At 76.4% G+C, this 11314-nt stretch carries 11 protein-coding genes; 4 read left to right on the top strand and 7 right to left on the bottom strand.

Annotated features, from left to right (window positions below; all coding sequences use genetic code 11):
- Nucleotides 1–139 precede the first annotated feature (139 nt).
- Both ACFCX4_RS29115 and ACFCX4_RS29110 read right to left on the bottom strand, forming a co-directional pair.
- Entirely contained in the window at nt 140–913 is a 774-nt protein-coding gene (locus ACFCX4_RS29115) for a GNAT family N-acetyltransferase (protein ID WP_376148687.1), read from the bottom strand.
- A 131-nt stretch (nt 914–1044) separates the two neighbouring features.
- Nucleotides 1045–1935 (bottom strand): alpha/beta fold hydrolase, encoded by an 891-nt coding sequence (locus tag ACFCX4_RS29110; RefSeq protein WP_376148684.1) that lies wholly within the window; start codon nt 1933–1935, stop codon nt 1045–1047.
- Between the two features lie 83 nt (nt 1936–2018).
- Between ACFCX4_RS29110 and ACFCX4_RS29105 the strand changes: the two genes are divergently transcribed.
- Together ACFCX4_RS29105 and ACFCX4_RS29100 are read left to right on the top strand one after the other, a co-directional pair.
- The gene (locus ACFCX4_RS29105) at nt 2019–2654 is read left to right on the top strand and encodes a TetR/AcrR family transcriptional regulator (RefSeq protein WP_376148681.1); all 636 of its coding nucleotides are present in this window, start codon (nt 2019–2021) and stop codon (nt 2652–2654) included.
- 116 nt (nt 2655–2770) lie between these two features.
- Entirely contained in the window at nt 2771–4222 is a 1452-nt protein-coding gene (locus tag ACFCX4_RS29100) for a PQQ-binding-like beta-propeller repeat protein (RefSeq protein WP_376148678.1), read from the top strand.
- 15 nt (nt 4223–4237) lie between these two features.
- Here ACFCX4_RS29100 and sigJ read toward each other — a convergent pair whose 3' ends face one another.
- Nucleotides 4238–5191 (bottom strand): RNA polymerase sigma factor SigJ, encoded by a 954-nt coding sequence (sigJ, locus tag ACFCX4_RS29095; protein WP_376148675.1) that lies wholly within the window; start codon nt 5189–5191, stop codon nt 4238–4240.
- 281 nt (nt 5192–5472) lie between these two features.
- Here sigJ and ACFCX4_RS29090 point away from each other — a divergent pair, with 281 nt between their 5' ends.
- Entirely contained in the window at nt 5473–5922 is a 450-nt protein-coding gene (locus tag ACFCX4_RS29090; protein ID WP_376148672.1) for a hypothetical protein, read from the top strand.
- Here ACFCX4_RS29090 and ACFCX4_RS29085 read toward each other — a convergent pair.
- The 4 genes from ACFCX4_RS29085 to ACFCX4_RS29070 all read right to left on the bottom strand — a co-directional run bounded on the left by ACFCX4_RS29085 (nt 5888) and on the right by ACFCX4_RS29070 (nt 10323).
- Nucleotides 5888–6703 carry an arylamine N-acetyltransferase gene (locus ACFCX4_RS29085; RefSeq protein WP_376148670.1) on the bottom strand — a complete coding sequence of 272 codons (816 nt, stop codon included), beginning with the start codon at nt 6701–6703 and terminating at the stop codon, nt 5888–5890. The two genes, ACFCX4_RS29090 and ACFCX4_RS29085, sit on opposite strands and share 35 nt — an antisense overlap.
- A gap of 164 nt (nt 6704–6867) precedes the next feature.
- A complete protein-coding gene (locus ACFCX4_RS29080; protein WP_376148667.1) occupies nt 6868–8085 on the bottom strand; it encodes an alpha/beta hydrolase in 1218 nt (405 codons plus the stop codon).
- A 316-nt stretch (nt 8086–8401) separates the two neighbouring features.
- On the bottom strand, nt 8402–9076 hold the full coding sequence (locus ACFCX4_RS29075) for a response regulator (protein WP_376148664.1): 675 nt from the start codon (nt 9074–9076) through the stop codon (nt 8402–8404).
- Nucleotides 9073–10323 carry a sensor histidine kinase gene (locus tag ACFCX4_RS29070; protein ID WP_376148661.1) on the bottom strand — a complete coding sequence of 417 codons (1251 nt, stop codon included), beginning with the start codon at nt 10321–10323 and terminating at the stop codon, nt 9073–9075. The genes ACFCX4_RS29075 and ACFCX4_RS29070 overlap by 4 nt, the downstream gene beginning before the upstream one ends.
- Nucleotides 10324–10730: 407 nt before the next feature.
- Between ACFCX4_RS29070 and ACFCX4_RS29065 the strand changes: the two genes are divergently transcribed.
- Nucleotides 10731–11267, top strand: a complete 537-nt coding sequence (locus tag ACFCX4_RS29065; RefSeq protein ID WP_376148658.1) for a hypothetical protein — start codon at nt 10731–10733, stop codon at nt 11265–11267.
- Nucleotides 11268–11314 lie beyond the last annotated feature (47 nt).

Genomic DNA, 11314 nt, shown 5'->3' with positions numbered 1-11314 from the left:
GCCCGCGTGGCAGGCCACGCGGGCCGAGACGGGCCACGCGGTCGGCGACGAGGCCGCGGTCCTCGTCGCGGCCACCGACGAGCGGGGTGCGGCCGGCGCCGTTCCGGCCGGCCGGTCGGGGCCCGCGGTGCCCGGTGGCTCAGGCGTTCAGGGCGTTCACGGTGTGCTCGGTGAACTCGCCGCACTCCCGGAAGCCCAGGCGCCGGTAGACCGGCAGGCCCTCCGCCGACGCCTGGAGGACGGCGGTCCCGTAACCCTGACTCCGGGCCTCCCGGAGCGCCGCGAGCGTGATGGCGCCGCCGTACCCTCGCCGGCGGTGGGCGGCGAGGGTGGCGATGTTGTAGATCCCGGCGACTCCCGCGTGCAGGAAGACCTCCGCCGAGCAGACCGGCCGCCCGTCGACGTAGCCCACCAGGTAGCGGGCCGGGCAGTCTCCGGCGAGTGCCGGCTCCGCGGCGAGGGCGAAGAACTGCCGGACGGTCGCGGCGGGCGGGTCCCAGTTCGCGGCGAGGACCGCGGCGTAGTCGTCGAGTTGCCCGGGCGTGGTCACCCGCCGGATGTCCGGGCCCCGGGTGCCTGGCGGCGGCAGGGTGCGGTCCAGGGCGGCCCACATCGCCGTCTCCCGCTCGGAGGCCGGCAGACCGGCCGCCGTCAGGCGGGCGCCGAGGTCCGGGGGCGTCGAGGCGGGCCCCACCCACCAGGAGAAGGGGCGGCCGGTGGCGGCCAGGGTGCGGGCGGTCGCGGCGATCCGGGCCGTGGCGTCGGCGGCGGTGAAGCGGGCGGCGGCGACGATGTTGAAGGTGTCGTCGGCCAGGCCGCTGTCCGCGACGAGGAGGTCGCCGGTCTCGCCGACGGTCGCGCCGGCCGTGCTCCGGTGCAGGTGGCAGGCGTGCTCGGCCAGGTTCCGCTCCATCCTGTCCGTCAGGTCGGCTTCATCGGGGAAGTGGTCGTTCATAGCGGTTGATCCCAGCACGGCCGGGTCGGGGCCGCATGCGATTTCCGGGCCGGTCGGCCGTCCGGCGCCGGTCGCCCCGCGCCTGCGCTTCACGGGCGCCGGGCGGCGGCGGTGAAGTGGAGGAGGCGGTCGTTCACCACGTCGGGGCGCTCCAGGTTGAGCCCGTGGCCCGCCCGGTCGACGATCTCGGCGCGTGCGCCGGGGACCAGCGCCGTGATCCGCCGCAGCGCCTGCCGGGGCCGGACCAGGGCGCTGCGGCGCCCGAGCAGGGCGAGGACGGGAAGCCGGACCGAGCGCAGCTCCTCGTCGGTGAACGGGCGGGCGGCGGGGCGGGCGCGCGGCCGGTACGTCCGCATGCCGAGCATCAGGGGTGCGAGCATCTCGGGCGGGGCGGCCAGCGCGGGGTTGGCGAGCAGGCGGCCGAGTGCGGGGCGCAGGGTGCGCGGGGCGAGCATGCCGAACAGGCCGGCGATCATGTGGGCGTGGAACCGGGCGGGGACCTTCTCGATCCCGCCCGGGTCCAGCAGCGCGACCGACGCGAGGCGTCCGGGGGCGTGGACGGCCTGGTTGAGCGCCAGCCAGCCGCCGTAGGAGCTGCCGACCAGGTGGACGTGCTCCAGCTCCAGCCCGGCGAGGGTCTCGTCGAGCCAGGCCGCGTTCTCCGCGGAGCCGGCCGCGACGGCGCGCTGCACGCTGCGGCCGGGGTCGTCCAGCGTGGAGACGGCGTAGACGGGGTGGTGCCCGCCCAGGGCGGCGATCTGCGGGTGCCAGTTGGACGGGTGCCCGGCGTGGCCGTGGAGCAGGATCACCGGCTCGCCGGTGGCGGGCCCGTAGCGGTGGACGTGGACGGTGCCCCAGGCGGTGTCGACGTCCAGTTCCTGCCGTGGGGCGGGCCACAGTTCCATCGCGCGGTCGTACGCGGTGAGGTAGGCGGTGCGGGCTTCGTCGGTGGTGAAATGCCCGATGCCGGTCCTGGTCATGATCCCTCCCGGTGTGCCTCGGAGCGCAGAGCAGCAGCGCTTGATGGTATGGTTGTATCATAAAAGAATCCGAAAGGAAGCCGATGCCGAAGCTGGTGGACCACGCGGAACGCCGGGCCCAGATCATCGACGCCCTGCTCCGCGCCGCGGCGAGCACCGGGCTGCACGCCGTCACCATGCGGTCCGTCGCCGTGGAGGCGGGCGTCTCGGTGCGGCTGGTGCAGTACTACTTCGATACCAAGGAGCAGTTGCTGCTCGCCGCGATGGAACGGCTGACGGTCCGGATGGGCGAGCGGGTCCGTGACCGCGTCCGCGCCCGGGTGCGGACGGCCGGCGCCGCACCCGCCCCGCGGGACGTCGTCGAGGCGGTCCTGCTCGAAGCCGTCCCGACCGACGAGGAGGGCCGGACCTTCCACCTCGTCCACACCGAGTACGCCGTCCTCTCCGTCACCGACCCCGCCCTCGGCGGCACGCCGTTCCTCGCGGCGCCCGACGAGATGGAGGAGTTCCTGACCGGTCAGCTCACCGCGGCCCAGCGGGCCGGGGACGCCGACCCGCGGACGGACGCCCGCCAGGAGGCCGCCCTCCTCATGGCGGCCTCCGCCGGTCTGGGGCTGAGCGTTCTCCTCGGCCAGCGGACCCCGGACGCGGCCGCCGCCGTGCTCCGCCACCACCTCGCCCGCCTCTTCCCGGACGCGGGGGAGCGCGCCCCCGCGTAGCCGGCCCGCCGCGGGGTGGGACGGAGCGGGGTGGGGCGACGCGCGGTGGGAGGCCGGCGGCGCGGGTAGAGTGCGCGGACTTCGGGGAAACGATCATCGTGGGGGCGGGGCGGATCATGGGACATCGGGTCTCGGCGTGGCGGCCGGTGCTCGCGGGGCTCGGGGGCGCCCTGGTCGCGGCGGCGGCCGTGGGGCTCGCCCCGGGGCGGGGCGGCGGCTGCGAGCGCGGGTCCGGGCTCTGCCCGCCGGGGGCGGAGGTGCTCCCGCCGGCGGGCTTCGCCGGCCTCGTCCTCGGGGCGGTCCTGCTCGTCGCCGCGTTCCTCGCGAAGGGGCCGAGGACGACCCGGGTCGTCGCGGCCGGGCTGTGCGCGGCGCTCGCACTGCCCGGCAGCTGGGTGGCGCTCGACCGGACGCCGGCCGGGCCGGCCGTCGTGCGGCCGGCCTGGTCGGCGCCGGCGGACCAGCCCGCCGGGACGAGGGCGGTGGCCGTGTGGCAGGACGCCGGGACCGTCGTCCGGGTCCGCGCCGACCGTTTCGACGCCTACCGCGCACGGAGCGGCGAGCAGGCCTGGACGCTGGACGCGCCGCCCCGGCTCGCCGTCTGCGCGGCCTCCCCGACGCCCTTCGACGGCGTCGCGGCCGTCGCCTACGGGCGCTCCGCCGGGCCGTGCGAGCAGCTCGCCGCCGTCGACCTGCGCACCGGCCGCGAACTGTGGCGCAGGGAGGGGGTCCGGTCCTCGGTCGTCGAACTCGCCGGCCCCGGCACCGTGGTGGTCCTCGACGGGGAACGGCTCGCCGCCTTCGCGCTCCGCGACGGCACCCCGGTCTGGACGGCGGCGCCGACCGCCGGGTGCCGGTTCCGCGCGCTGGCCGCCTCGGCCGCGCGGGTCGCCGCCGTCGAGTACTGCGTGCCCCCGGGCACCGAGGCCAACGCCGGATCCACCTGGCTCCGCGCGTTCGACCCGGCCGGCGGGGTGCTCTGGCGCACCGACCTCCGCGCGGCGAGCGAGCCCGCCCGGCTGGACGTGCTCGCCGCCGATCCGCCCGTCGTCCACCTGGCGGAGAGCGACGCCCGGGGGATCCAGGCCGTCCTCTCCTTCGGGGCGGCCGACGGCGTGCTCCGCGCGACCGTCCCGGTCTCCTCGCCGGACTACCAACTGTCGCTTAACCGGAGGCTGTTCAGGTTCACGCCGGTCCGCCCGGCCGCGGTCGCCGGGGACCTGCTCGTCGCCGCCGCGACCCGCCCCGGCGAGGGCGACAGCCGCGCGGTGGTCGCGCACTCGCTGGCCGACGGGTCCCGGGTCTGGGCACGGAGGCTGGAAGGCGAGGTGCGGGCCGTGGCCGGTACGCCGGACGGTCCGATCGTCGCCGTCGAACCGGGACGCGACCCGGGCGTCGTCGTGCACCGCCTGAACCGGGCCGACGGCCGAAGCGCCGAGCGGACCGGTCTGCGCGGGGCGAACCTCTCGTACGCGTTCTGGCTGGGCCGCGCCGACGACCGGTACGTGATCGTGCACGAGGACGGCACCGGTGCCACCGCCCCGCTGCTGGGCGCGCCGCGGCGCTGAGACACGGCGGTGCGGTCAGCCGGACCGGGGCGCCGTCCAGGAGCCCAGCTTCTCGGGGTTGCGGACGGCCAGGACGCGGGTGACGCGGCCGCCCGCGACGTCGAGCGAGGCCACCGTGACGGTGCCGCCGTCGCGCTGGGCGACCAGGCCGGGGGCGCCGTTGACGGTGCGGAGCAGGAGCGTCGTGTCCGGAGCCTTCCCGGCGATGAACAGCAGGTACCGGGCGATGGCCTCGGCACCCTCGACGGGGCGCAGCACCGCGCCGACCAGGCCGCCGCCGTCGGCGACCATGGTCGCCTCCGGGTCGAGCAGGGCGACCAGCGCCTCGATGTCCTTCGCCTCCCACGCCTCCTTGAAGTCCCGGACCACCAGGGTGTTCCCGCCGGCCGGGAGGGTGGCCGCGCGGATCCGCCGGCGGCCGGAGGAGGCCAGCCGGCGGCAGGCCGCCGGGGTCCGCGCGACGATCGCGGCGATCTCGGGGAAGGGGTACCGGAAGACGTCGTGCAGCACGAAGGCGACCCGCTCGGCCGGGGTCATCGACTCCAGGACGACGAGGAAGGCCATGCCCACCGACTCGTCCAGGGTGATCCGGTCGGCGGGGTCGGCGGCACCGGCGCCGCCGCCGGGCCACTCGGCGCGGTCCGGCAGCGGCTCGGGCAGCCAGGTGCCGACGTAGCGCTCGCGCCGGACCCGCGCCGAGCCGAGCACGTCCAGGCAGACGCGGCCGGCCACCGTCGTCAGCCACGCGCCGGGCGAGTCGACGGCCTCCCGCCGGGCCGGGGTCATCGCGTACCAGCGAGCGTAGGTCTCCTGGACGGCGTCCTCGGCCTCGGCGAGCGAACCGAGCAGCCGGTAGGAGAGGTTGAGCAGGTGACGGCGTTCACCGAGGACGGCACCGGAGCGGTCGCCGCGCCGCCCGTCCGGGCCCGGGACCGGGCTCGCGCCCGGGCCGGTCGATGGAGTGCTCATGGTGGTGCCCCGCCCCCTGCCGGTCCGGCCGTGCGGCTTCCGGCCGCTGCTTCCGGTCGTGTGACGGTAGAACGTAGCGGACCCGGGGGCGCCCGTGCGGGAGCGGTCGGGTGCTGACCGCGATGGCCGGGCTGCCCGGTGCGGGGAGGAGCACGGCGGACGGTGCGCCCGCGCTCCCCGGGTTCCGCTCCGGCCGCGGCCTCACACTTCGGGGGCCTGTTTCGTCGGGTGATCGGGACAGCATCGATCCACCGCCGCGAGGCAGGAAGAAGGACCGCACGATGGGCACCTCGACGACCACCGCGCCGGGCACCGGAACCGGACGCACCACCCCCACCCTCCTGCGGGCCGCCGTCGCCCTGCAGACCCTGGCCGTCCTCTTCCAGGCGGTGACCGCCGGTCTGCTGCTCTCCACCTCGTACGGCGAAACGCTGCACGGCGTCGGGGCGCGGGTGATGTACGGCGCCTCGATGCTGTACCTGCTCGCCGCGGTTCTGGCCTGGCGGCCGGGCGGCGGCCCGGCCCGGCCGGTCCTGCACGCCACCGGCTTCCTGCTGCTCGCCTCGGTCCAGGTGGTGCTGGGGATCGCCCACCAGCCGGGCGCGCACGTGCCGTTGGGCGTGCTGATGTTCGGTCTGAGCCTGCTGGACCTCGGCCGGGGGCACGCCGTCCGGTCGGTTCCGGCCGGCGCCCCGGTCAGCGCTGGGGGCGGACGCCGGGCGGCGGGGTGATGCCGAACTCCGCCTCCAGCAGCTCCCGGAGCCGCTCCGTGCCGTCGATCTCCTCCACCGTCACCGTGCCGTCGGCGGCGGTGCGGGTGAGCGTGGTCCCGTCCAGCAGCAGGTGGCCGCCGGGGTGGGTGCGCTGCACGAAGAGCCGGCGGAACGGGGAGCGCGGGTGGGTGGCCACGTGCCAGTTGGCCACGCCGATGTCCTGCAGCGGCGCCCGGTCGCGGGTGAAGGAGACCAGGTCGGTCCAGTCGCCGTCCGGCCCGGCGGCCTGCAGCACCCACACCGGCACCGGGGCGTCCGCCTCCTCCAGGACCAGCCGGTGCCGCCGGCCCCGGCCGTCCCGGACCAGGCCGGGGACGAGCGGGAGCGGTTCCAGCAGGGCGTTCGACGAACCGAAGCCGACGTCGACGAGGTGGTCGGCGCCGGTCGTCCCGGGGACGCGTACCGCGAGCACCAGGTGGGTGCGCGGCCGGATCTCCCCGGGGCGGGCCCCGATCCGCACCCGCCCGGTGTGGCGGGTGACGCCGTAGCCCAACTGCTCCAGCACGTCGGCGAAGAGGGAGTTGTGCTCGAAGCAGTAGCCGCCGCGCGAGCCGGCCACCAGCTTGGCCTCCAGGTCGGCGAGGTCCAGCGAGGGCACCGTGCCGACCACCACGTCGATGTTCTCGAACGGGATGCCGGTCACGTGCGCGTGCTGGAGCGACCGGAGCGTGTCGAGGGTCGGCGTCCGGTCGCCGTCCCGGCCGATGCGGGCGAAGTACTTGTCGAGGTCGACGCTCATGCCGCCCACCGTACGGACCGATGCGGTGTCAGGTCCTCCGCCTTCGGGTCGGGCCGGGGTCGACCCTGCGACCTAGGACCCCCTCCGCCGGGCCCCGCCGCACGGTGGGACCCGGCGCGGGACCCGGGAGGACCGCTGTGCCTCCGCCGCCGTGCGCGCGTCCGTCAGCGGGCTTCGGGGAGGAGGAAGTCGAGCAGGATCTGCCGGCTGGTCTGGGAGGTGAGGCTGCCGTAGGCGTCGTCGAAGGCGTGCTCGGCGAAGGGCAGTTCCTCGACCTGGACCGGGACGCCGGCCTTCGTCAGCGCGTCACCGAGGCTCCGGACGGTCCCGGGGCGGGCGCTGCGGTCGCGGTCGCCGACGACGAGCAGGGTGCGGGGCAGGCCGGTCCGCACGTCGGAGGTCGGGGAGACCTCGCGGTAGCGGTCCGGGTACTGCTCCGGCGTGCCGCCGGTGAACATCTCCGCCGCCTCGCGGGTGCCGGCCACGTCCTCGTGCCACATCTCCGTGACGTCGGTGCCGGGGTAGAAGCCGATCACCGAGGCCGGGGGCTCGGGGGTGTTGCCCCCGGCTGCCCTGATGGTGCCGTTCTGGAGGCGGTAGGCGGTGTTCATCGCCAGGGTGCCGCCCGCCGACATGCCGCCGAGCGATATCCGCGAGCGGTCGATGCCGTACCCGTCGGCGTTGCTCCGCACCCAGTCCAGCGCGGAGACGAGGTCCTGCGGGGCCTTGTCCCAGGTGGGGCGGTCCGGGGTGGCCAGGCGGTAGTCGACGGCGAAGACGGCGACGCCGTGGTCGGCGAGCCAGCGGCCGGTCCCGCGCAGGTCGCTCCTGTCGAAGGTGTGGAAGCCGCCGGCGTGGGCGAGGACCACGGCCGGGACCTGCCGGCCGGACACCCTCGCGGGCAGGTACGCGTCCACCTGCAGCGGCTCGCCCCCGGGGCTCGCGAACGTCTCGGTCGCGTCCGGCTTCGTGGCGGGGTAGCCGAGTTCGGTGAAGGCCTGGCCCAGGGAGACGTCGGCCCCGGCCGCCCGGGCGGCCTGGAACTGGACGCCGCCGATGACCAGCGCGCCCACGGCGGACAGCGTCGAGAGGACGGTGACCACGCGGCCCCAGCGCACGAGGCCGGACCTCCAGGCCAGTGCGGCCAGGCCGGCGGCCACGAGGGCCAGCAGGGCCAGGTGGAAGGGGTACTGGCCGCCCAGGACCGGGCCGATCACGCCGGCCTTGGGGATCGAGGGGAAGTAGGCGCCGAGGACGATCGCCACGGCCAGGAAGGCGAGGAACGAGGCCAGGACGGCGGCGACGGCGCGAAGGATCCGGACGGGCCTGCCGGGCCGTCCGGACCTCCCGGTCGGTGCGGCGGAGCTTCGGGGTGTGGTCATGGCTGCACTCCTGCGGTGGTGCGCGGGGCGGTCTGCGCCGCCGGCGGGACTTGTCGCGAGCCGCGGGGTCCCCGCCACCGCGCCAGGGGGCGGCGGGAACCGGCTCGTACAGGAACCGTAGGAATCCGGCACCCGCCCGGACCTCACGCTGCGGAGCCATTTCCGGACCTGGCTCCCGGGTAGGGGGTCGACGGGCGGTGGGTGGAGCCGGCCGCGGGCGGAGACGCCCCGGAGCCCCACGGAGCCGCGCCCCCGAGGCACGCCCCGGAACCGCCGGCGGCCGCGCCGGAGCTGGTGCCGCCCCGGCGCCGCGGGCTCACAGGTCGGTGCGGCCGGGGACGACCAGTCCCGTCTCGTAGGCGAGGACGGCGGCCTGGGTGCGGTCCCGCAGCCGCAGCTTCTGCAGGATGCTCCCCATGTGCGTCTTGACGGTCTGCTCGGCGACGACGAGCTCGCCGGCGATCTCCGCGTTGGACAGCCCCCGGGCGACCAGCGCCAGCACCTCGGTCTCACGGTTGGTGAGGACGTCGATCCGCACCCGGGCGGGCGGCTTCGCCGGGCCGCCCAGCCGGGCGAACTCCGCGATCAGCCGTTTGGTCAGCCCCGGGGACAGCAGCGCGTCCCCGGCGGCCACGACCCGCACCGCCTCCGCCAGTTCGATCCCGGAGGCGTCCTTGAGGAGGAAGCCGCCGGCGCCGGCCCGCAGCGCCTCGTACACGTACTCGTCGAGGTCGAAGGTGGTCAGGACCAGGACCCTGGTGGGCAGACCGGCCTGCCCGGTGATCCGGCGGGTGGCCTCGATGCCGTCGAGGCCGGGCATCCGGATGTCCATGACGACCACGTCGGGGCGCAGCTCCCCGGCCTTGGCCACCGCGTCCAGGCCGTCCACGGCGGTCGCGACCACCTCGATGCCGGGCTGGGCGCCGAGGAGCACCGAGAAGGCCTCGCGGACCATCGCCTGGTCGTCGGCGATCATCACCCGGATCGTCATGCGCGCCGTCCCCTGTCCGTCCGGGCGTCCGGGGCGGTGGCCACCGGCAGCAGTGCGGTGACCTCGTAGCCACCGTCGGGTGTCGTACCGGCGGAGAGCTCCCCGCCGAGCATCGCGGCACGCTCGCGCATGCCCAGGAGGCCGTGCCCGGCCCCGGGTGAGGCTCCGGCGGCGGCCGTGCCGGCCCCGTTGCGGACCCGCAGCCGCAGCGCGGCGGCGGAGTACGCCAGCTCGACCCGGGCGGTGGCGCCGGGAGCGTGGCGCAGGGTGTTGCTGAGCGCCTCCTGCACGATGCGGTAGGCCGACAGCTCCACGCCCTCCGGCAGCGGGCGGCGGTCCCCGGAGACCACGGCCCGCACGTCGAGCCCGGCCGCCCGCACCCCGGCCAGCAGGTCGTCGAGCCGTTCCAGGGTGGGCTGCGGAGCCTCGGGCGCACCGCCGCCCGGCCGGTCCCCGGAGCGCAGCACGCCGAGGAGGCGGCGCAGCTCGGTCAGCCCCTCCAGGGCGCCGGCCCGGATGTCGGCCAGCGCCGCGACCAGCTCCCGGGGCGGGTCCGCGACCCGGTACGGGGCGGCCTCGGCCTGGATCGAGATGACGGACATGTGGTGGGCGACCACGTCGTGCAACTCCCGGGCGATCCGGGCGCGTTCCTCCAGGACGGTGCGGTGCGCCCGCTCCTGGGCGAGGGCCCGCTCCTGCTCCGCGAGCCGGGCGCGCACCTCCCCGGTCCGGCGGACCCCGGTCGCGGCGGCCCCGACGAGGGCGAACAGCGCCAGCACCATCACCGTGAAGTACCAGGGTCCGATCCGCCCGCCCGCCACCTGGAGCCCCAGCAGCAGCCCGGCGCTCAGCAGCACCGTCTCGGCCGTCACCCGCGGCGGGTTGCGCAGCGCGACCAGGAACGACAGCCCCGCCTGCACGGTCCACGCCCAGCCGGTGTAGGGCGCGAAGGGCGGGTACAGCGAGAAGACCGGCAGCATCACCAGCGACAGCCACCAGGCCGGCAGCGGCAGGCGCAGCGCGGGCACGAGCAGTGCCGCGTGCAGCACTCCGACGGGTCTCAGCGCCATGTCCTCGGTGGCCGAGACGGCCGCGAACACCGCCACCGCGACGATCGCGCCGTGCGGCAGCCACCTCAGCAGCCCGGGCGCGCGCATGGGCGGCACGGGCTGCGGGGCCAGCGTGAACAGGTCCTTGCGCGCGGTGCGCAGCGCACCGCGCACCGTCCTTCTCCCGGGCCCGTCCATACGGTCAGTATCGCGGTCGGTATCGTCCGGTTCGTCCACCGGTCGGCCGCGACCGGGGCTTTCGGCGGTTCGGTCGCTCACGGTACTTCCTCTTCCGGTGTGCACTCCGTCACCACGGTACGGAGCGCCACCGCCGGCCGCCTCACTCCGCGGAGCCGTCCCGGTCTGGCTCTCGGGTAGGGGGGCGCGGGGCGTCCGCCGTCCGCGGAAGCGTTCCGCCGCACCCGCGGGACGGCCGTCGGCGGGGCCCGCGCAACGGTGGCGGGCGGCCGTTACGCAGCCGATGAACCGTCGTGACACGACCGGCCGGGGACCGCGACACGGGCTTCCTACTGTCGTTCACGACGCACCGGCCGCACCCGCCGGGATCCGCGTCGTGACGATGAACCCGATGAAGGAGAGCTCGTATGTCCGTGCGTACGACCAGGAACCGCAGCCAGCGCGCCGTCACCGTCCGCCGGCTCTCGGCCGTCTGCGCCCTGACCGGTGCCGCTCTGCTGACCGCCGTCACCGGCGGCCAGGCCTGGGCCGACGGCGGCGCGCCCACCCCGACCGCCACCCCGACCCTGAAGGCCTCGGCGGTGGCCCCGGCCCCGGCGACCCCGTCGGTCGACGCCGCGGCCGCGGCCAAGGCCAAGGAGGCCGCCAAGGCCCAGGAGGAGGCCGCCGCCAAGGCGAAGGAGGCCGGCCAGAAGGAGCGCGAGGCCGCCGCCGCCAAGGCGAAGGAGGAGGCGAAGGCCAAGGAGGCCGCCGGCAAGTCCGCCCCCGCCTCCGGTCAGCCGCAGGTCCGCGAGGTGCCCAAGGGCGCCGCCCAGGCCGGTGACGGCTCCGGCGCCGGCGACTCCTCCGGCCTCAAGCTGGCCGGTGGCGGCGCCGTCGCCGCCATCGGTGCCGCCGGTCTCGGCTTCGCGGTGCTGCGCCGCCGCTCCGGTGCGCGCGGCTGACGACGGCCGCGCGCCCTCCGGGCATCCCGTCGCCGCCGGTCCGGACG

Source organism: Kitasatospora sp. NPDC056327 (genome assembly GCF_042261735.1).
Lineage (GTDB): Bacteria > Actinomycetota > Actinomycetes > Streptomycetales > Streptomycetaceae > Kitasatospora.
Note: the sequence above shows the minus strand (reverse complement) of the source record. Positions and strands in the feature narration are given on the sequence as shown.

What these genes read in the sequence shown, in the direction of transcription:
- ACFCX4_RS29070 (WP_376148661.1), bottom strand. Translation starts at nt 10,323, where the DNA reads ATGGACGGGCCCGGGAGAAGGACGGTGCGCGGTGCGCTGCGCACCGCG.
- ACFCX4_RS29110 (WP_376148684.1), bottom strand. Translation starts at nt 1,935, where the DNA reads ATGACCAGGACCGGCATCGGGCATTTCACCACCGACGAAGCCCGCACC.
- ACFCX4_RS29100 (WP_376148678.1), top strand. Translation starts at nt 2,771, where the DNA reads ATGGGACATCGGGTCTCGGCGTGGCGGCCGGTGCTCGCGGGGCTCGGG.
- ACFCX4_RS29105 (WP_376148681.1), top strand. Translation starts at nt 2,019, where the DNA reads ATGCCGAAGCTGGTGGACCACGCGGAACGCCGGGCCCAGATCATCGAC.
- ACFCX4_RS29080 (WP_376148667.1), bottom strand. Translation starts at nt 8,085, where the DNA reads ATGACCACACCCCGAAGCTCCGCCGCACCGACCGGGAGGTCCGGACGG.
- ACFCX4_RS29090 (WP_376148672.1), top strand. Translation starts at nt 5,473, where the DNA reads ATGGGCACCTCGACGACCACCGCGCCGGGCACCGGAACCGGACGCACC.
- ACFCX4_RS29075 (WP_376148664.1), bottom strand. Translation starts at nt 9,076, where the DNA reads ATGACGATCCGGGTGATGATCGCCGACGACCAGGCGATGGTCCGCGAG.
- ACFCX4_RS29085 (WP_376148670.1), bottom strand. Translation starts at nt 6,703, where the DNA reads ATGAGCGTCGACCTCGACAAGTACTTCGCCCGCATCGGCCGGGACGGC.
- ACFCX4_RS29065 (WP_376148658.1), top strand. Translation starts at nt 10,731, where the DNA reads ATGTCCGTGCGTACGACCAGGAACCGCAGCCAGCGCGCCGTCACCGTC.
- sigJ (WP_376148675.1), bottom strand. Translation starts at nt 5,191, where the DNA reads ATGAGCACTCCATCGACCGGCCCGGGCGCGAGCCCGGTCCCGGGCCCG.
- ACFCX4_RS29115 (WP_376148687.1), bottom strand. Translation starts at nt 913, where the DNA reads ATGGAGCGGAACCTGGCCGAGCACGCCTGCCACCTGCACCGGAGCACG.